Raw genomic sequence first — 19,501 nt, 5'->3', positions numbered from 1 at the left:
CCTCCGAATGCTGCACCCCGCGACCCACCCCGTTGACTAGCTGGATTGTGGCCGAAAAAAGGCCGGAACCCTGGAGAATCACCCCCAACGCGACAGATTGGGTCTGGTTGCCAAAAAGCTGTGGCGACATGATGGCAAGCCTGCCCGCAGCGCGCATTATTGTTGCGGAAGGTCATGTCAGACCCGTTCGATGATCGTGGCCGCGCCCATTCCGCTGGCGATGCAGAGGGTGGCAAGCCCGGTTGCCTTGTCCCGACGCTCCAGCTCGTCCAGAAGCGTGCCGATGATGATGGCCCCGGTTGCGCCGAGCGGATGGCCCATGGCGATTGCGCCGCCGTTCACGTTCACCACCTCTGGATCGACGTCGAAGGCCTGCTGAAAGCGCAGGACCACGCTGGCGAAGGCCTCGTTGACCTCGAAAAGGTCGATGTCGGAAATCGCCATGCCCGCATCCCTTAGGATCTTCTGCGTGACCGGCACCGGCCCGGTCAGCATGATCGTCGGATCGGTGCCGATCTTCGCGGTGGCAAGGATGCGGGCCCGGGGCTTCAACCCATGCGCGCGACCGAACGCGGCAGTGCCGATCAGCACCGCTGCCGCCCCGTCCACGATGCCTGACGAGTTGCCGGCATGGTGGATGTGATTGATCCGCTCCAGATGCGGATACTTCATGATCGCCACCTTGTCGAAGCCGGGCATGACCTCGCCCATAGCCTTGAAGCTGGGTTCCAGCCGGGCCAGGGCCTGCATGTCGGTGTCCGGCCGCATGTGTTCGTCATGGTCCAGGATGGTCAGGCCGTTCTGATCCCTGACCGGCACGATTGATGCGGCAAATCGGCCTTCCTTCCACGCCCGTGCCGCGCGGCGCTGGGATTCGACGGCCAGCGCATCGGCCTGTTCACGGGTAAAGCCGAACCGGGTTGCGATGATGTCGGCGGCAATTCCCTGCGGCACGAAATGGGTCTTCATCGCCAGAGACGGATCCACCGCGATCGCCGCACCGTCCGACCCCATGGGGACGCGGCTCATCATCTCGACCCCACCGGCGATGTAGGCCTGACCTGCGCCGCCCTTCACCTGGTTCGCGGCCAGGTTCACCGCCTCCATCCCGCTGGCGCAGAAGCGGTTGATCGACAGGCCCGGGATGGCTTCGTCAAGGTCGGATGCCAGCACAGCCGACCGCGCAAGGCATCCGCCCTGTTCGCCGATCTGGGTGACGTTGCCCCAGATCACGTCCTCGACCGCATGGCCTGACAGCCCGTTCCTTTCCTTGATCGCGTTCAGCATCCGTGCCGACAGCGCGACGGCCGTGACCTCGTGCAGCGATCCATCGGGCCGCCCCTTGCCGCGGGGGCTGCGGACGGCGTCGTAGATGTAAGCATCGGTCATGGTCGTCTCCTCAGGTTGCGGGGAAGGCCCGCGTCATCAGGTCGTAGGGATGTTTCCAGCCGGGCAGGGCCGCGATCCGGTCCAGCCATCGGTCGATGTGCGGCCACTCGGCGCGGGCAAAGCCGTAGGGCTCGGGATAGTAGAGATAGCCGCAGCAACTTAGGTCAGCGATGGTGGGGGCGTCGCCCACCATCCAGTCGCGGCCGGCGAGGTGATCGTTCAGCACCGTGTAGGCGGCCTTCAAGCGCCCCTGCAGGAAGGGGACAACGCCTTCGGGGCGTTTCTCGGGCGGCAGGAAGTTCATCAGGAAGCGGCAGGTGCCGATGGTGGTCGAAAGCTTGTGGTTGTCCCAGAACAGCCAGCGCAGCACCTCGCGCCGTTCGGCGGCCGAGCGGCCCCCCAGCTTGCCGGTCCTCGATGAAATGTAGTCCAGGATCACCCCGGACTGCGTCAGCGTGGTGTCGTTGTCCACCAGAACGGGGACTTCGCCCATCTCGTTGATCTTCCTGAACTCCGGGCTGCGCGCCTCGCCCCGGAAGAAATCGACGTGGACCGGTTCCCATGCGATTCCGGCCATTTCCAGCGCCAGCGCGCATTTGTAGGCGTTGCCGCTTTCGCCGAAACAATAGAGCTGCATGCCGGCCCCTCCCACGGTGCTAGGTCTTGCGTTCGTCCAGGTCGCCGCGAAAGGCCGTCAGACGTTTCGCCAGTTCGTCTGCGTCCACCAGGCCGTTCAGGTTCTCGAAGATGAAACTCAGCGCCTCGCCGGGTTCCAATCCGCTTTCCGCCTGAAAGCGGCGGAAGGCGCGGTGGGCTTCTTCGGTCATCGCGGCCGGGAACCGGCGGGTCAGTCGAAAGCGTCTGGGCATCTTTTCCCCCACTCTGGCCGGGGCTTCAGAATGCCTCGGCCGGCAGCGCCATCACCGGGTCGGCGCCGCTCTCGATCCGCGCCAGATGCATGGCGCAGGCGGGAAGCTGGCGGGCCATGTAGAACCGGCCGGTGGCGATCTTGGCTTTCAGGAAGTCGCGGTCGTCTGCGCCCCCGTCCAGCGCAGCATAGGCCGCCTTCGCCATCCGCGTCCACATCAGGCCCAGGCAGACATGGCCCATCATGTGCATGAAATCGTATGACCCGGCCAGCGCGGCGTCGGGGTTGGTCATGCCGTTCTGCATGAAGAACATTCCCGCCTGCTGCAACTGCCTGGATGCCGCCTTCAGAGGTTCGGTGAAGCCCTTCATCCGCTCGTCGCCGTCGTGGGCCCTGCATTCGGCCTTCACCATCTCGAAGAAGGCCATGACATGCCTGCCACCGTCTTGGGCAAGCTTGCGACCCACCAGATCCAGCGCCTGGATGCCGTTTGCGCCTTCGTAGATCATGGCGATCCGGGCGTCGCGGGCGAACTGCGACATGCCCCATTCCTCGATGTAGCCGTGGCCGCCAAAGACCTGCTGGGCCTGCACCGCCATCTCGAAGCCCTTGTCGGTCTGAAAGCCTTTCAGCACCGGGGTCAGAAGACCCACCAGCCCGTCTGCCGCCGCATCGCCGTTGTGGGCCCGGTCGATCAGCGTGGCCCCCCAGAAGGTCAGCGCCCGGGCGCCCTCGACGAAGCTTTTCTGCTCCATCAGGTTGCGGCGGATGTCGGGGTGGACGATCAGCGGGTCGGCCGGGCCGTCGGGGTTCGCGGCACCCGTGACGGCCCGGCCCTGCAGCCGGTCCTTCGCATAGGCCAGCGCGTTCTGGTAGGCGGCCTCGGCCACGGCATAGCCTTGCAGCGCGACGCCCAGCCGTGCCTCGTTCATCATGGTAAACATGGCGCGCATGCCCTTGTGCAACTCGCCCAGCAGCCAGCCGGTCGCGCCGTCGTAGTTCATCACGCAGGTCGCGTTGCCGTGGATGCCCATCTTGTGCTCGATCTTGCCGACCGAGACGGCATTGCGCGCACCCAGGCTGCCGTCCTCCTTCACAAGGAACTTCGGCACGATGAAGAGGCTGATCCCCTTCGTCCCCTCGCCGCCACCCGGGGCCTTGGCCAGCACCAGGTGGACGATGTTTTCCGCCATGTCATGGTCGCCGGCCGAGATGAAGATCTTCTGCCCGGTGATCCGGTAGGACCCGTCCGGCTGCGGCTCGGCCTTCGTGCGCAGAAGCCCCAGGTCGGTGCCGCAATGCGGCTCGGTCAGGTTCATCGTGCCGGTCCATTCGCAGGTCACGAGCTTGGGCAGCCACTTCCGCTTCTGCTCTTCGGTCCCGTGCGCCAGGATTGCGGAATAGGCGCCGTGGGTCAGGCCCTGATACATGTTGAAGGCCATGTTGGCCGAAACGAAGGTCTCGTTCACCGCCGTGTGCATCAGGTAGGGCAGGCCCTGCCCGCCGTATTCCGGGGCGGCGTCCAGCGACATCCAGCCACCCTGACGCAGGGTGTCGAAGGCCGCCCTGAAACCGGAAGGCGTGCGCACCACGCCGGCTTCCAGCTTGCAGCCTTCGGCATCGCCCACGGCGTTCAGGGGGGCCAGAACCTGTTCCGCCACCCTGGCGGCCTCGCTCAGCACCGCCTGAGTAAAGCCCGTGTCAAGGTCGGCATAGCCGGGGATGTCGGCCTGCGAAATCTTCAGAACGTCATGCAGAAGGAACTGCATGTCCTTCACGGGGGCGGTATAGGTCGGCATTCTCGGTCCTCTTCCCTGTACTTGCCGCCCGCTTCCGGGCGGGTCTTTCCATCAGGCCGCGCGCTGGGGGGCCTGGCCTTCATCGGCGGCATGGGCCAGCGCCTCTTTCAGCTCGGCGATGGCCTGGTCCAGTTCGGCACGCTGCGCCTCCATCTCGGCCAGGCGCTTGCGGGCCAGTTCACAGGCCCGGTCGCGCTGGGCGGCGTCCGAGCCGTCGCGGTCATAAAGGTCCAGTGTCTCGCGGATGTCCTCGAGGCTGAAGCCGAAGCGCTTGCCCCGCAGGATCAGCGTCAGCCGCGCACGGTCGCGCCGGGTGAACAGCCGCCTTGTCCCGATCCTGATCGGGGCAAGCAGCGCCTTGGCTTCGTAGAACCGCAAGGTGCGCGGGGTCACGTCATAGGCCTCGCACATTTCGCGGATTGTCATCACATCACCGGATGCTTCGGGTTTCATGGCAAACTCGTGACTTTGGTCTCATCATCCTGCGTCAGATGCGGACCCGCGTCCGAGATTACCAGAGCCGTTGACGTTCACGTCAGTGTAACGTCACGTCATGAAATCGGCTGACGTGCCGTCAGCGGCCCGGGCCTTGTGGCGGCCCCCCCCCGGGTCAGCGCAGGACCATGCCCCGTGGCCAGCTGAGTCTGTGTTCCAGCGTGACGGTCTGCTTTCGGCCCGGGGCGAGGTCGAAGGTCCATGCCAGGATGCCGCGCTGGCCATCCACGTCTGTCTCGTCGGGGCTGGGGTCGGCCTTGACGGTCAGTTGTAGGTCGGTCTGTTCGCTGTAGGGCACCTGATCCAGAAGGCGCACGGTCCAGGCCTCGGTTCCCGTGTTCTCGACGGAAATCACTGCGCTTTCGGTCCGTTCGTTGGCGGTGGTGAACACGCCAGTCTGTCCTTCGCTGGCCATTGGCATCCTGCGTGACAGGCGCAGGGTTTCGATGGCACCGAAGGGCAGGTCGGTTTCCGCCCCCGGCGCGATCGTGTCGAGCCAGGTGGATCCGACCAGAACCCCTTCGCGGAACAGCATCGCCTCGCCCGGCAGCAGGGGTTCGCCCGAGGGGTTGGTGACGCTTGCCACGACAAAGGCGGTGCTGTCGTGGCGCGGCACGGCGACGGCCCTGACCACGGGGACAAAAGTCAGCCGGTCAAGCGGCAGGCGCAGGTTTTCGGCACCCGAGGCAACGGTGACGGGTTGGGGATAGACGTGGACCACAGTGTCACCTTCCATCGCGGCGCCCGCGGTGATCGGCGCAGGCGCAGCTTCGGCCACGGCTTCAGGCATGATCGCATCTGCGGCTTGGCCGGATTTGCGGGCCAGATCCTGATCCGCCGGTTCGGGCACGATCCGGCGGAGTTCGGGCCACAGCGTCGAGGGCGCGGCCTGTTCGGATGGTCGCGCGGAAGACAGGGTCAGGGCGACGCCCGTCCAGTCCTCGCCGGTGCGTTGGCTGACAAGAACGGCGCGGTCGATGGTCAGCCTGTCGCCACCCCTGCGGCTGAGGTTCAGCTCGTAGAAGGGGCGCCAGCTGGCATCCGAGACATATTGCGTGACGGTAATGGTGTGTTCGCCGGCCTCGGCGGCGGTCAATGCCACCAAGAGTGCGGTATAGTCGCGGTCGGCCGAGGGCAACGCATCAAAGGCGGCCCGGGCCCTGGCCAGGGCCTCGTCAGCCTTTTCCAGCGCCTTCTCGGCGGGGAAGAGGTCGGCGCTGGCGGCAAGCGCCGCCTGGCGGGCGGCCAGCGTTTCGGCCCCGATCATCGCCGCCATGGCGCGGATGGTTTCTGGCGTGGCATCATCTGGCAGGGCACCGGTGAAAGAGGACAGAAAGCGCGCCTGCGCTTCGGCGGCATCCACACGGGCCCGCACGGCGTCAAGCGCCAGCGCGGCCTTGACCCGTTCCGCTTCCAGGCGTTCGACCTCGGCCCTGGCGGCCTGCTGGTCGGGCGTCAGCGGCTCGTCCCGGGGTGGCAGGCGATCGGCGCGCAGGGTAAAGGCCCCCAGCCCCAGGCCCGTGCCGGGGGCAAGCTGCATCATGCCTGGCTGGCTGGAGGCGGGCAGGTCGGCGACCAGAAGTTCGTGCGATCCGGCGGTCGGGGCGGTAAAGCCGATCTGGCGCGTAAGCCGCGCGCCATCGGGATAGACGGTGACGGCGGTGATCCGGCTGGTGGCCACGATGGTTTCTGCCAGGGCCGGCAGGGCGGTCGTGGCAAGCAGGATGGCAAGAAGCGCGCGCATGGAAATGGCCTTTCGCGGGGAACGATGCCGCAAGCCTAGGCCCCTTCCGGGCGCAGCGACAAGGCGGGAAACCCGCCCCGGCCGCAGCCCAAGGCAAGGCCGCCGGCCCGCGTCGAAGGGGGTCAGTTCTCCAGCGGTGTGGCGATCAGGATGTGCAGGTCACGGTCGGGCACATAGTCGGCCTTTTCCATGACAAAGGTGGTGGGCCCCGTCTTCCTGATACCCTGCGCGCAGAGCGAGACGATGTTGCCCGGCGCGCCCTTGTCCAGGGTCAGCCGGAACCGCTTGATCGGACCGGCCCAGCTGTTGGCCGTCCTCAGGATGTATGAAATGTTCCATGACAGGCCCACCGCTTGCGCCTTGCCGTCTGTCTGCGGCTGCGCCAGTGCCCGCATCAGCCCCTTCGATGTGCCCTCGTCGATGCAGTAGAGATCCGCAATCTCCTGCATGTAGTCCTCGGGCGGGTGGGCCCAGACGAAAATTCCGCCAGGCGAACGGTTCTCGTAGGCGTGGCTGATCCTGACTGTCTGGCCTGCGGGGAAGGTCTGGGTCCAGTGATAGCGGATCAGGACCGACCAGCGCGGGAAGGCATAGCCGTATTGGGGGCCGTCGTCGTGGAATTCGGCAAGGCCAAGTTCGCTCGCCTCGTCCCGTTGCCGGGGCGTCAGCGCGGCCAGCGCAGCCATGATCTTCTCTGCGCTCAGCGTAAGTGGCAGGCCGAGCCGGGCCAGATCCGCGGTCACGTCGCGGCCCGGAGTGTCGTATTGCGTGGAAGAGGGCACCCAGACCCCGGTCGGTTCGGGTGCGACCACCGCGATGCGGTCGATGCGCAAGGCGACAGGCTTGCCGTCGGCCGTGGCGGTGAAGTTCACCAGGTTCTCGCGATCGGGGTCTTCGGGAAGGTTCCACTGGCTTTCCACCAGCTGCCAGACCGGGATCGGTGGCAGCGGAAAGATCACCTCGCCGGTCACGTCGCTGCCGGTCCGGTTGCGGAAGACGTAGTCGACGGCGATGCGGTCGATGCCGATGAAGAGATCTTCTTCCTCCATCGCCACGGCCTCGGTCTGGCCGAAGGTCAGGCCGGTTGCTGACAGGCCGCCGAAGCCGTCATTGGCAAGGCTGGGTGCGGCAATGACGGCGGCGAGAAACAGGGACAGAAAGGAATGCGCCGGTTTCATCCAGACCTCCGGGAGACGGGTCCGGGCCATCTGATGCCGCGCGAGAGATTCCCGCAAGCCCCGCACCCGGGGGCTCAGGGCTTTGGCCGGTCGTCCCAGTCCCTTGTCAGAATGCGGTTCGCGTCGCCTTCGGGATCATCGAACTGTTTCGTTTTCATCGCCCAGAAGAAGGCGATCAGGCCAATCCCGCCCAGAAACAGCGAGACCGGGATCAGGATGGTCAGGATTTCCATTACTTGAGCCGCATCGCGTTCAGGGTGACGGTGATCGAGGACAGCGACATCGCCAGCGCGGCCGCCAGCGGCGTGGCCATGCCGACAAGCGCGATGGGCACCGCAATCACGTTGTAGCCACCCGAAATGGCAAAGTTCTCGACGATCCGGCGCGCCGATTGCCGCGCGATGCGCACTGCGTCCGCGATGGGGGAAAGATCCTGGCCCAGCAGCACGATGTCCGAGGCGACGCGCGCCGCATCCAGCGCTGAGGCGGGCGAGATCGACACATGCGCCGCCGCCAGCGCCGCCGTGTCGTTCAGCCCGTCGCCGACCATCAGAACCTTGCGGCCCCGCGCCGCCAGCGCCGCAACATGCGCGGCCTTGTCTTCCGGCAGTACGCCCGCCCGCCAGTCGGCGATACCGAGCCGGGTGGCAAGGTCGCGCACCGGCGCATCCGCATCGCCCGACAGCAGTTCGACCTGCATGCCGGCGGCTTGCAGCGCCCGCACGGCCTGTTCGGCGCCGGGGCGTAGGCGGTCGGTGAAGGTGAAGGCGTGTGCTTCGCCGGCAAGGCTGAGGTAGGTCGCGGTTTCGGGAAGGGCTTCTGCGCCGCACCACTCGGCCCGGCCAAGGCGGACGCGGCCACCCTGCCATTCGCCTTCGATCCCGTGGCCCGGGACTTCGCGGATCGCGGTCACCCCGGCCGGGGCGATGCCCGCTGTACGCGCCCCTTCGGCCAGCGCGCGCGCCAGCGGGTGCGAAGACCCCGCCGCCAGCGCTGCGGCCACAGCCACCGCCTGCTGCGGATGGTCTGCCAGGCCCACCGGTTTCGGCACGCCCAGGGTCAGGGTTCCCGTCTTGTCGAAGACGACCGTATCGACCTCGGCCAGGCGTTCCAGCGCGGTGCCATGCTTGATCAGCAGCCCCTTGCGGAACAGCCGGCCCGAGGCCGAGGTCACCACCGCCGGAACCGCCAGGCCCAAGGCGCAGGGGCAGGTAATGATCAGGACGGCAGCCGAGATGTTGATTGCGTGCCGCAGGTCGCCACCTGTTGCCCACATCCAGTAGCCGAAGGCGGTGAAGGACAGCAGATGCACCAGCGGCGAATAGGCCTTTGATGCCCGGTCGGCCAGGCTGGTGTAACGGGTCTTCGCCCCTTCGGCGACGGCCACGAGATCAGCCATGCGGTGCAGGCTGGTATCCTTGCCCGCAGCCGTCACCCGCACGGTCAGGGGGCCGGTCAGATTGACCTCACCCGCGCTGACCTGGCAGCCTTCGCCCGCCGGCACCGGCAGGCTTTCCCCGGTCAGCAGGCTGCGGTCGACCTCGGACGCGCCCGCGACCACCACACCATCCACCGGCATCCGCGCACCGGGGCGGACCAGAACCAGATCGCCCCGAACCACGGCCGAGGTCACGGTTTCCACCTCTTCCCCATCCACCAGGACGATGGCACGGGGCACCTCCAGCGCGGCCAGTTCCTCGGCCGCCGAACGGGCGATGGCGCGGGTGCGGTGGTCAAGGTAGCGGCCCAGCAGCAGGAAGAAGGCCAGCATCACCGCAGCGTCGAAATAGGCGTGATGCCCGGACATCGCCGTTTCATAGACCGAGATCGAAGACGCGAGGATCAGCGCCAGGCTGATCGGCACATCCATGCCCAGCTTGCCCTGGCGCAAGGATGCCCACGCCGACTTGAAGAAGGGCTGGCCGGCGAAGATGACAGTCGGCAGCGCGATGGCGCCGGAAATCCAGTGGAACAGATCGCGCGTCGCGTCCTCGGCCCCGGACCAGACGGCAACCGACAGCAGCATCACGTTCATCATGCTGAAGAAGGCCACCCCCAGGCGCATCAGCAGGTCCCGGCCTTGGCGGTCGGTCTCGGTGGCGCTGAGAAGGCCGGGGTCAAGTTCGTGCGCCTCGTGCCCCGCCTCGGCCAGAAGCGCCACCAGGCCCTTTGCCGTGACCCCGGCGCCGGCCTCGATGCTGACGCGCTTGAGGGTCAGGTTGACCCGGGCCGAACGGACGCCGGGCACATCCTGCAACAGCCGCTCCACCGCGGAAATCGTCTGTGCCCCTTCGGCCTTTGGCAGCGACAGGACGATCCGGCCTTCGCGATCGGCGCGCATCGCAGCGATGCGTTCGGCGGCCGGAACCACCGCGCAGGCCGGGCAGGCTGACGCGGGTGCACGCCCGAAATCCTCGATCGTGGTCATCGCGTTCCCCCTGTGGCAGACAGGTCGCTAGACAGCCCCGGCAGGTTCGCCCCCCACACCATTCTTTCCCCGCAGCGGTGGGAGGGACGCGCCCGGCAGATCAGGGATGCATCGCCGGTCATGAATCAGCCCTGCACGAAAAGTTCGGACCGCTGTTCGAACAGCGTGCCGTCGGGTGCCCGGGCGGTGACCTTCACCATCCACTTTCCGCGCGCCAGATCGACGCGGGCGAAATACACATCCCCCGCCAGCACGAATTCGGGCCAGACATCGTTCGCGGCCTCGGTCGTCCGTCCGATCAGCACCTGCAGGTCGTCAACCCGCACAGGCAGACCGTCACGGTCGGTGAAGGCCAGTTCTACCCGCCCGTCGGAATACTTCGGCGCCAGTGTCCAGCCCAGTGCCTCTTGTGCGGCCTTGCGCGCATTGAAGCCCTGGCCTGCAACGTAGGAATTCTTCACCTCGAGACCCGGAAAGGTGCTCACCGCCTTGAAGGCCAGCGTCAGGTTGACCGCGATGATCACGGCGAAAGAGCCCACCGTGATTGCCAGCACATGCTTTCCCTTCAGCTCGGCCATCCTACTCTCCAGTCCCGTTGAAGATCGTATCATGATAGACGCGGTTCGTCGTCCCCTGTTCCTCGACCCACAGACGCACGTCGGTCCTTTCGCTGGTCGCGGCACGGCTGCCGGGGGGCGCTGTCAGGTACACGCGCTGCGACTTGGTTTCGTTCGCCGGAACGGTGACGGTCAGCCCGTCGACACCTTCCAGCGACAGGGTCACAAAGGCATCCGAGGTGACGGCGATGGTGAAGCGCGCGTCGGTGCCCTGCTTGTTGCGCAGACGCAGTTCATAGGCGTTGCGTATGCTGCCATCGGAGAGCAGCACATAGGTCGGGTTGCGTTCCGGCGTCACATTCACATCGATGGGCGAGCGCATGAACAGCGCCACGATCAGCCCCACGCCGACCCCGGCCCAGAGAAGCGTGTAAAGCACGGTCCTGACGCGGAACACATGGCTCCAGACGTTCTTCGGCGGCTGACCGGCCCGTTCGCGCGTCTCGTCGGTCAATGCCAGATAGCCGATCAGGTTGCGGGGCTTGCCGATCTTGTCCATCACGTCGTTGCAGGCGTCGATGCACAGCCCGCAGGTGATGCAGGCCAGTTGCTGGCCGTTGCGGATGTCGATGCCCATGGGGCAGACATTGACGCAGGCCATGCAGTCGATGCAGTCGCCCGCGCCGGGGGTGCCGAGCTTGCCGCGCGGCTCGCCCCGCCATTCCCGGTAGGCTATGGTCAACGTGTCCTCGTCCATCATCGCCGCCTGAATGCGCGGCCAGGGGCAGGCGTAGATGCAGATCTGTTCCCTCGCGAAACCGCCGAAAGCGAAGGTGGTCAGCGTCAGGATCAGCATGGTGATGTAGGCAACAGGGTGCGCCTGTCCGGTCAACAGATCGCGCAGAAGTGTCGGTGCGTCGGTGAAATAGAAGATCCACGCCCCACCGGTGGCCAGCCCGATCAGGAACCAGACCGTCCATTTGATCGCACGCTTGCGGATCTTTTCCGCATCCCATTTCTGCCGGAACAGCCGGATGCGGGCGTTGCGGTCGCCCTCGATCCATCGCTCGACCAGGATGAACAGGTCGGTCCACACCGTCTGCGGGCAGGCATAGCCGCACCAGACCCGCCCCGCAGCGGAGGTGAACAGGAACAGCCCCAGCCCCGCCATGATCAGAAGCCCCGCGACAAAGTAGAATTCGTGCGGCCAGATCTCGATCATGAAGAAGAAGAAGCGGCGGTTGGCCAGATCGACCAGAACCGCTTGATCGGGCAGCGAGGGCCCGCGGTCCCAGCGGATCCAGGGCGTGATGTAGTAGATGCCAAGGGTGACCGCCATGATCCACCACTTCAGGGTGCGGAAGGTGCCCTTCACCCGGCGCGGGAACACCGGCTCTCGGGCGGCGTAGAGGCTGGGGGGGGATTCGGAATTGGACACGACGAAAACTCCTGGCGCAGGCGCGCAACTCATGTTTGCCATCGGGCATTGTGGGCCGCCCGGCATTGACCTGCATCAATAAGCGTGCCGAACCCGGCAGTTCGAATGCGACATGGTGCCACAAACGGATGCGTCGGGCGCTGCAAGCCCGGGTCAGCCCGCGCTGCGCCATGCAGGAAAGGGGCCCGAAGGCCCCTTTCCACGTCTTCACTCGTTACGCACAACTCGTTACGGACTATTCGCCGCCGCCCTTGCCGTGGACGTAGAAGGCCACGGCGCGGATCTGGTCTTCGCTGAGGCGGGTGTTCCAGTTCGGCATCACGCCGAAGCGGGCGTTGACGACCGTCTCGGTGATGGCCTCGCGCGTCCCGCCATACAGCCAGATCGCGTCGTTCAACCTGGGTGCACCCTGGGTCCTGTCGCCCGACCCGTCTTCCATGTGGCACGCGGCGCAGTTCTCGGCAAAGACCGTGGCCCCCGCCGCTGCAAGCGTCGCATCATGTTCCTGCCCCGAGATCGCAAGGACATGTTCGACCACCTGGGCGATCTGGTCGGGCTCGAGCAACCCGTCCTTCCCGAAGGCCGGCATCATCGAATAGCGCGCGTCCGGGTCGGTGGTGTTGCGGATGCCGTGGGAGATGGTCAGGTAGATATCCTCCATCGTGCCGCCCCAGAGCCAGTCGTTGTCGATCAGGCTTGGATAGCCCTTGCCTGCGAAGCCGTTCGCCCCCGCCCCGTGACACTGGACGCAATTGGTGCGGAAGACTGCAGCGCCTGCATTCTGGGCGTAGTTGGCAAGCTCCGGGTCCGCACCGATGGCATTCAGGTCGGCGGCGATCAGCCGCTCTTTGATTGCGGCGTTGGCGGCATCGACGCGGGCGATCTCGGCCGCAACATCGGCACGCGTCGAGGCTCCCAGAAGGCCCGGCGTCGCCTCCTTCAGCAGCGGCCAGGCGGGATAGGCGATGGTGTAGCCGATCCCCCAGATGATCGTGGCATAGAACACCCAGACCCACCAGCGCGGCAGCGGGTTGTTCCATTCCTGAATGCCATCCCATTCGTGGCCGGTCGTTTCCACCTGCCGCGGCTCTTTCCTGATTGGCTTGGCGCACATGGGCTAGGCCTCCTTCTTGGCAGGGTTGGCTTCCGCCGGACGGTCGTCATGGCGGAAGATCGAGTTCGCGACATCCCGGTGCATCGCCCGGCTGCCGGGCCGGAAGGCCCAGACACAGACACCGAGGAAGACCAGCGTCATGGCCAGCAGAAACCAGCTGTCGGCCAGTTGGCGCAGGAAGGTGTAGGTTTCCATGCCTGCCCTCCCCTTACCGGTTCGCCACGGGCGTATAGGTCGAGAAATCGACCATCGTGCCCAGCACCTGGATGTAGGCGATCAGCGCGTCCGCCTCGGTCAGCTGGGGCTGGCCGTCGAAGTTGCGCACATTCACCGGTGTGCCGAAGGCATCGGCGCCATAGCGCGCCTCAAGCCCCGAACTGTCGCCCATCGGATCTGCCTGCGCCGCGAAGTCGGCCTGGGCATTTGCGATCATCTCTTCGGTATAGGGCACGCCGACCAGGGCATGGGTCTCCAGCGAATCGCGGATGTAGCGCCCGTCGATCACCCGGTTGAACAGGAAGCCATAGGGCGGCATCACCGATTCCGGCACGACCGACTTCGCATTGCGGAAGTGGTCCTGGTGCCATTCGTCGGAATAGCGCCCGCCGACCCGCGCCAGATCCGGCCCGGTGCGCTTCGACCCCCACTGGAACGGATGGTCATACATCGACTCGGCCGCCAGGCTGTAGTGGCCGTAGCGTTCGACCTCGTCCCGCATCGGGCGGATCATCTGGCTGTGGCAGACATAGCAGCCTTCGCGGATGTAGACGTCGCGCCCGGCCAGTTCGAGCGGCGTGTAGGGGCGCACCCCTTCCACCTTTTCGATCGTGTTTTCCAGATAGAACAGCGGCACGATCTGCACGATGCCCCCGACGGTCACGACCAGGAAGGCCAGGACCAGAAGCAGCGTGGCGTGGGTCTCGATTGCCTTGTGCTTGTCAAGGAAAGCCATTTGCGATCCCTTTCCCTATTCGGCCGGAACGGCGTTGTTGGCGTTCACCGGGGCTTTTGCCGGCTGGGCCTTCACCGTCATCCAGAGGTTCCAGGCCATGATGATCGCCCCGGTCAGGTAGAGCGTTCCGCCCAGCGCGCGCACCACATACATCGGGAACTTCGCAGCCACGGTGTCGGCGAAGGCGTTCACGAGGAAGCCGTTCGCATCGACCTCGCGCCACATCAGGCCTTCCATGATGCCGGTGACCCACATGGACGAGGCGTAAAGCACGATGCCGATGGTGGCGAGCCAGAAGTGCCAGCTGACCAGCGACAGGCTGTAGAGCCGCTCGCGGTTCCACAGGCGCGGCACCAGGAAATAGAGCGCGCCGAAGGTGATCATGCCGTTCCAGCCGAGCGCGCCGGAATGGACGTGGCCGATGGTCCAGTCGGTGTAGTGCGACAGCGAGTTCACCGCCTTGATCGACATCATCGGGCCCTCGAAGGTGGACATGCCGTAGAAGCCGATCGAGACGACCATCATGCGGATGATCGGGTCGGTGCGCAGCTTGTCCCAGGCGCCGGACAGGGTCATCAGGCCGTTGATCATGCCGCCCCAGGACGGCATCCAGAGGATGACCGAGAACACCATGCCCAGGGTCGAGGCCCAGTCGGGCAGAGCAGTGTAGTGCAGGTGGTGGGGACCCGCCCAGATATACAGGAAGATCAGCGCCCAGAAGTGGATGATCGACAGCTTGTAGCTGTAAACGGGACGCTCGGCCTGTTTCGGCACGAAGTAGTACATCATGCCCAGGAAGCCCGCCGTCAGGAAGAAGCCCACGGCGTTGTGGCCATACCACCACTGGATCATGGCGTCCTGCACCCCGGCCGTGACCTGCACCGAAGTCGAGCCGAAGATCGACACCGGGATGGCCATGTTGTTCACCACATGCAGCATGGCAATGGTGACGATGAAGGACAGAAGGAACCAGTTGGCGACGTAGATGTGCGGCTCTTTCCGTTTGAACAGCGTGCCCATGAAGATCGCAAGGAAGGCCACCCAGACCACGGTGATCAGCCAGTCCACATACCAGACCGGCTCGGCATATTCCTTGGACTGCGTGCCGCCCAGAATGTAGCCGGTTGCCGCCAGGACGATGATCAGCTGCCAGCCCCAGAACACGAACCACGCGGTGCTGCCGCCCCACAGACGCGTCGCGCAGGTGCGCTGGACGATGTAGAACGACGACATGATCAGCGCGTTGCCGCCGAAGGCGAAGATGACGGCGCTGGTGTGCAGCGGGCGCAGCCGGCCGAAGTTGCCGTAGCCCTGAAGCCAGTCGAAGTTCAGTTGCGGATAGGCCAGCTGGAAGGCGATGACCACTCCGACCAGAAACCCGATCACCCCCCAGAAGGTGGTGGCGATGGCGCCGGCGCGCACGACCCCGTCCATGTATTCATGGCTGAGGTCCGGCTTCGGATCTCCTGCCGTCCGCAGCACCCAGAGAAAGGCGATGCCCGCTGCCAGCATCACCGTGATCGCGTTGACCTGATAGGCCAGGTCGCGGGCATAGTTGGCGGCTATCGCGGCGAGGACCGCGACAAGGCCAAGCCCGGCCAGTTTGAGGTAATCCCACATTTTGTGTCCCTTCGTCCTGTCTGCCTGGCCAGATGCGATACGAGTCGGACCCGTGCCAGACACTCCGACAGTGTGACTTCTGCGGTGCGGCGGCGATAGTCGCCTTGATCTGCGTCAATCCCTTCGCCGAAGGGGGTTGACCTTGGTCAAGGTGCGGGCGCAGCCTCGGTGTGATGATCGGGCATTCCAAACGGGAGTTTACCCATGGCCTACAAATCCCTTCTGACTGTCGCGACCTCTTCCGAGGGGCTCTTGCCGGTAGTATCCGCAGCAGCGCAGATCGCCGTTCGGACAGACGCGCATCTGGATGCGCTGGTCCTTGGCGTCGACCGGACACAGATCGGCTATTCCTATGTCGGGTCGGGTGCCGTGATGATCGCCGCCGCGATGGAACGTGCCGAGGAAGAAGCGCGCGTGACCGAAAAGGCGATGAATGACGCGATGAATGCCCAGTCGCCGGACCTGCGCTATGCGGTCGATACGGCCGTGACCCAGCTTGGCGCCCTGACCGAGGTCGTGGCCGCCCGGGCGCGCTATGCCGATCTGGTGGTCCTGCCGCTGCCCTATGGCGAAGGCCGCGGGGTCGAGGACGAGGCGGTGATCGAGGCTGCGCTCTTCGAAGGCATGGCCCCGGTGCTGGTCGTGCCGCCGAAGGGCATGGCTACGGCCGATCCGCGCCGCATCGTCGTTGCCTGGAACCAGAGCCGCGAGGCACTTGTCGCTGCCCGTCGCGCTCTTCCGTTCCTGCGCAGGGCCGACAATGTGCAGATCGTGGTGATCGATCCGCCGACCCACGGGCCGGAGCGTTCGGACCCGGGCGGGCTACTCTGCCAGATGCTGGTGCGCCACGGTGTCAGGGCCGAAGTGACGGTTCTGGCCAAGACCCTGCCGCGTGTGTCGGACGTTCTGGTGCGCCACTTGCGCGATACGAATGCCGACCTGTTGGTGATGGGCGCCTACGGCCATTCGCGCTTCCGCGAGGCCATTCTGGGCGGCGCCACGCGCGACATGCTGGAAAAGGCCGAGGTGCCGGTTTTCCTGGCGCATTGATCAAGGGGCCGGCGGCACGCCTCGGCCGCCGGTTTCATCGGTTCCGCAAAGGGAACAGACACGCCATGTCTGTTGACGACCGTCTGCTGCAGTTCGTACACGATGCGCTTTCTGCCGGTCGCTCGCGCGAGGAGATCCGCGCCACCCTGGCCGAGGCGGGCTGGTCGAAACCGGAAATCACCGAATCCCTGGACGCCTTCGCGGCGACCGACTTCGCCCCGCCCGTGCCGCGACCGCGGCAGCACCTGACCGCACGAGACACGTTCCTACATCTGCTGCTGTTTGCCAGCCTGTGCTTCGTTGCCTTCAATCTTGTCAGTCTCGTCCACGGGATCCTGGACCTGGCCCTACCCGACCCGACCGCCGACCGCGAGGAGCGGTATGTGACGGACAGCATCCGCTGGTCGATTGCCGCACTTCTGGTCTTCACGCCCGTATATGCCTGGATGACCCACTACATCCGCCGTCAGATCCGGCGCGACGTCGGACAGTGGTGGTCGCCTGCACGCAAGTGGCTGACCTACCTGGCGCTCTTTGGCGCGGCCCTGGTGTTCTTCGGTGATGCTGTCTATGTGATTTACAGCTTTCTGACCGGCGAGGCGACGCTGCGCTTCGTGCTGAAGGCCCTGACCGTCGCCCTCGTCAGCGGCGCGATCTTCGCCTTCTATCTGCGCGACATCGAGGAACGCGCCGATGAGCGGTAGGCTGCTTCTGGCCCTGGCGATTGCAGCCATAGGTGCTGCCGTGGTCGGGGGATTCCTGATCGTCGGAGGGCCGGTTCAGGGCCAGCGCGACAAGTTCGACAGGCAACGCTACCTGGAGCTGGGCAGGCTTGCCCGCGCTCTTCTGTGCGAGCAGGGCTTCCGCACTCCGGGCAGCGCATTGCCGGCCGAGCTGACCGTCGAAGCGCTGCGGGTCCATTGCAGCAGCGCCGGGATTTCGGGTGAAGACCTGACCGATGATGAAACCGGAAAGCCCTACACCTATGCTCGGAAAGATGATCACGACTTTTCGGTCTGCGCCACCTTCCATGATGCAGCGCGCACGCATCGCCTCAACGATGACGGATGGTTCGGCGCGTTGTTCGATCCGGAAACCGGCTGCGCTTACGGCTGGTTCCGCTGAGCCCGCAAGGCCGGTTCCGGTGCACTGGCGGGCCCATATTCCGGTGCTCACGATCGGCCCTTGCCCTGGACCATGGGCACCCTGATCCGTCCCTCGCTGACCGGCACTGCGCTGCCGGCGACCCGGACCTCTTTCAGTACGCCGCCGCTGACGACGGTCGTCAGGCCGATCCGGCTTGGTCGTCCCATCTCTACCCCCTGGTGCAGGGCCAGCCGGGCTTCGCCCTCAGGCAGCGCTCCGCTGGAAAGAAGCTGTGCGGCGAGGATCGCGCTGGCCGAACCGGTGGCCGGATCCTCCGGGATACCCGCAGCGGGCGAGAACATCCGCGCGCGGTAGTCGGATCCGCTTCCGGGCGTGTACAGATACATGCTGTCCACCCCCGCCGCCTGCATCTGTCTTGACCAGAATGGCTCGATCGGTCGCGCACGGGACAGGGCGTCAAGACCTGCAACCGGGACGTAAAGGAACCTCGGCCCGCCCTGCCAGAGGCCAGGTCGCTGCGCGCCGAAGCCGATCTCTGCCTCCTCCAGCCCAAGCGCGGCCGCCAGACGCCCTGCTTCCAGCGCCGTCGCTTGATCGGGTGCGTCGGTTACCTCGTGCGGTAAGACGGGGGCCACGAACTCTGCCCCCGTCGTGCCGCCCTGGCGCCAGACCCGTACCGGGACCGGTCCTGCCTCTTCCTCCAGGACCAGGTTCCGTTCGAAATCGCCCGCCTCTCTCGCGCAGGCCAGATGGATCGCGCAGCCGATGGTCGGGTGGCCCGCAAAGGGAATTTCCGCCGTGGGAAAGAAGATGCGGACGCGCGCGGTATTTGCCGGGTTTCGGGGCGGCTGGACGAAGATCGTCTCGGAAAGGTTGAATTCGCGGGCGATGGTCTGCATCTGCGGCGGCGTCAGGTCATTGGCGCCAAGCACGATGGCAAGAGGGTTGCCAGCAAAGGGACGGTCAGTGAAGACGTCCCAGGTATGGAACGCCAGCATCGATGCCGGCATGGCTAGACCAGCATGCCGCCGTCGCTGTCGTCGCCCGCCTCTTCCAGCAGCCGGTCGATGTCGGGGATCTGGACATGGCGGTTGCCTTCCAGGGCGATCACCCCGTCCTTCTTCAGCGCGCTGATCTGGCGGCTGACGGTTTCCAGCGTCAGGCCCAGGTAGTCGGCCATTTCCTCGCGCGTAAGGGGCAGGTCAACCGACAGCATCCCCTTTGGCTTGCGCAGATGCAGCGCAGCCTCGCGCCGGGCGATGATCGAGATCAGCGAGGCGATCTTTTCCCGCGCGGTCTTGCGCCCGAGCAGAAGCATCCATTCCCGCGCAGCGTCCAGTTCGTCCAGCGTCATCTCCAGCAGGCGCTGGGCGATGTGCGGGGTGGCGGCCATCATGTCTTCGAAGGGCTTCTTGCGGAAGCAGCACATCACCAGATCGGTGGTCGCCGTCACGTCATAGGCCGCGACCGACCTGCCCGGCCGCCCCACGAAATCCGACGGCAGCAGCAGCCCAACCATCTGCCGCCGGCCATCCTCCATCGTCTGGGTCAGGGTTGCGATACCGGTGACGACGGAACCCACGAAATCCATGCGGTCGCCGGACCAGATGATGGTCTGGCCCGCCTGGAAGCTGCGGTAATACTTGATCTGCTCCAGTCTGGACAGTTCGTCCGATTCGCACCTGGCACAGACCGCACGGTGACGGATCGGGCATTCCGAGCATTGCACATGGGTCGAATGATCCTGCATGTCCCGCTCCTG

Annotated in this window: 20 protein-coding genes; 3 read left to right on the top strand and 17 right to left on the bottom strand. The window is 65.6% G+C overall.

Annotated features, from left to right (window positions below):
- Positions 1–177 precede the first annotated feature (177 nt).
- From EZM81_RS13995 to ccoN, 15 genes are all read right to left on the bottom strand, one after another.
- The gene (locus EZM81_RS13995; protein WP_136646142.1) at positions 178–1,389 is read right to left on the bottom strand and encodes an acetyl-CoA C-acetyltransferase; all 1,212 of its coding nucleotides are present in this window, start codon (positions 1,387–1,389) and stop codon (positions 178–180) included.
- A gap of 10 nt (positions 1,390–1,399) precedes the next feature.
- On the bottom strand, positions 1,400–2,026 hold the full coding sequence (locus EZM81_RS13990) for a glutathione S-transferase family protein (protein ID WP_136646141.1): 627 nt from the start codon (positions 2,024–2,026) through the stop codon (positions 1,400–1,402).
- Between the two features lie 19 nt (positions 2,027–2,045).
- Entirely contained in the window at positions 2,046–2,258 is a 213-nt protein-coding gene (locus tag EZM81_RS13985; RefSeq protein WP_136646140.1) for a hypothetical protein, read from the bottom strand.
- A 25-nt stretch (positions 2,259–2,283) separates the two neighbouring features.
- A complete protein-coding gene (locus EZM81_RS13980; RefSeq protein ID WP_136646139.1) occupies positions 2,284–4,056 on the bottom strand; it encodes an acyl-CoA dehydrogenase C-terminal domain-containing protein in 1,773 nt (590 codons plus the stop codon).
- 51 nt (positions 4,057–4,107) lie between these two features.
- The gene (locus EZM81_RS13975) at positions 4,108–4,509 is read right to left on the bottom strand and encodes a MerR family DNA-binding transcriptional regulator (RefSeq protein ID WP_136646138.1); all 402 of its coding nucleotides are present in this window, start codon (positions 4,507–4,509) and stop codon (positions 4,108–4,110) included.
- A gap of 157 nt (positions 4,510–4,666) precedes the next feature.
- Complete coding sequence (locus tag EZM81_RS13970) at positions 4,667–6,295, bottom strand: DUF4139 domain-containing protein (protein ID WP_136646137.1); 1,629 nt, start codon at positions 6,293–6,295, stop codon at positions 4,667–4,669.
- A 122-nt stretch (positions 6,296–6,417) separates the two neighbouring features.
- Complete coding sequence (locus tag EZM81_RS13965; protein WP_169052380.1) at positions 6,418–7,473, bottom strand: DUF4424 family protein; 1,056 nt, start codon at positions 7,471–7,473, stop codon at positions 6,418–6,420.
- Positions 7,474–7,547: 74 nt separating this feature from the next.
- Positions 7,548–7,706 carry a cbb3-type cytochrome oxidase assembly protein CcoS gene (gene ccoS / locus EZM81_RS13960; RefSeq protein WP_136646135.1) on the bottom strand — a complete coding sequence of 53 codons (159 nt, stop codon included), beginning with the start codon at positions 7,704–7,706 and terminating at the stop codon, positions 7,548–7,550.
- On the bottom strand, positions 7,706–9,901 hold the full coding sequence (locus EZM81_RS13955; RefSeq protein ID WP_136646134.1) for a heavy metal translocating P-type ATPase: 2,196 nt from the start codon (positions 9,899–9,901) through the stop codon (positions 7,706–7,708). Before EZM81_RS13955 ends, ccoS begins: the two co-directional genes overlap by 1 nt.
- Before the next feature lie 125 nt (positions 9,902–10,026).
- Positions 10,027–10,479 carry a FixH family protein gene (locus EZM81_RS13950; protein ID WP_136646133.1) on the bottom strand — a complete coding sequence of 151 codons (453 nt, stop codon included), beginning with the start codon at positions 10,477–10,479 and terminating at the stop codon, positions 10,027–10,029.
- 1 nt (position 10,480) lies between these two features.
- Positions 10,481–11,896, bottom strand: a complete 1,416-nt coding sequence (gene ccoG, locus EZM81_RS13945) for a cytochrome c oxidase accessory protein CcoG (protein WP_169052379.1) — start codon at positions 11,894–11,896, stop codon at positions 10,481–10,483.
- Between the two features lie 235 nt (positions 11,897–12,131).
- On the bottom strand, positions 12,132–13,010 hold the full coding sequence (gene ccoP / locus EZM81_RS13940; RefSeq protein WP_135448124.1) for a cytochrome-c oxidase, cbb3-type subunit III: 879 nt from the start codon (positions 13,008–13,010) through the stop codon (positions 12,132–12,134).
- A 3-nt stretch (positions 13,011–13,013) separates the two neighbouring features.
- Positions 13,014–13,205 (bottom strand): cbb3-type cytochrome c oxidase subunit 3, encoded by a 192-nt coding sequence (locus EZM81_RS13935; RefSeq protein WP_135448122.1) that lies wholly within the window; start codon positions 13,203–13,205, stop codon positions 13,014–13,016.
- A 13-nt stretch (positions 13,206–13,218) separates the two neighbouring features.
- The gene (gene ccoO, locus EZM81_RS13930) at positions 13,219–13,962 is read right to left on the bottom strand and encodes a cytochrome-c oxidase, cbb3-type subunit II (RefSeq protein ID WP_135448120.1); all 744 of its coding nucleotides are present in this window, start codon (positions 13,960–13,962) and stop codon (positions 13,219–13,221) included.
- A gap of 15 nt (positions 13,963–13,977) precedes the next feature.
- Positions 13,978–15,582 carry a cytochrome-c oxidase, cbb3-type subunit I gene (gene ccoN / locus EZM81_RS13925; protein ID WP_135448118.1) on the bottom strand — a complete coding sequence of 535 codons (1,605 nt, stop codon included), beginning with the start codon at positions 15,580–15,582 and terminating at the stop codon, positions 13,978–13,980.
- A gap of 204 nt (positions 15,583–15,786) precedes the next feature.
- On the opposite strand from ccoN, the gene EZM81_RS13920 reads away from it, so the two are divergent.
- The 3 genes from EZM81_RS13920 to EZM81_RS13910 all read left to right on the top strand — a co-directional run bounded on the left by EZM81_RS13920 (position 15,787) and on the right by EZM81_RS13910 (position 17,757).
- A complete protein-coding gene (locus EZM81_RS13920) occupies positions 15,787–16,632 on the top strand; it encodes a universal stress protein (RefSeq protein ID WP_136646131.1) in 846 nt (281 codons plus the stop codon).
- 65 nt (positions 16,633–16,697) lie between these two features.
- Positions 16,698–17,336: a DUF5671 domain-containing protein gene (locus EZM81_RS13915; RefSeq protein ID WP_136646130.1), complete on the top strand. Its 639-nt coding sequence runs from the start codon at positions 16,698–16,700 to the stop codon at positions 17,334–17,336.
- Positions 17,326–17,757: a hypothetical protein gene (locus EZM81_RS13910; protein ID WP_136646129.1), complete on the top strand. Its 432-nt coding sequence runs from the start codon at positions 17,326–17,328 to the stop codon at positions 17,755–17,757. Before EZM81_RS13915 ends, EZM81_RS13910 begins: the two co-directional genes overlap by 11 nt.
- Before the next feature lie 47 nt (positions 17,758–17,804).
- On the opposite strand, the gene EZM81_RS13905 is transcribed toward EZM81_RS13910, so the two are convergent.
- Together EZM81_RS13905 and fnrL are read right to left on the bottom strand one after the other, a co-directional pair.
- A complete protein-coding gene (locus tag EZM81_RS13905) occupies positions 17,805–18,749 on the bottom strand; it encodes a PhzF family phenazine biosynthesis protein (RefSeq protein ID WP_248298230.1) in 945 nt (314 codons plus the stop codon).
- Positions 18,750–18,751: 2 nt separating this feature from the next.
- Entirely contained in the window at positions 18,752–19,489 is a 738-nt protein-coding gene (gene fnrL, locus EZM81_RS13900; RefSeq protein ID WP_136646127.1) for a transcriptional regulator FnrL, read from the bottom strand.
- Positions 19,490–19,501: the final 12 nt, after the last annotated feature.

The organism is Tabrizicola sp. YIM 78059 (genome assembly GCF_004959785.1).
Classification (GTDB): Bacteria; Pseudomonadota; Alphaproteobacteria; order Rhodobacterales; family Rhodobacteraceae; genus Tabrizicola; species Tabrizicola caldifontis.
The sequence above is the reverse complement of the archived record's forward strand: the minus strand, read 5'-3'. Positions and strand labels throughout refer to the sequence as shown.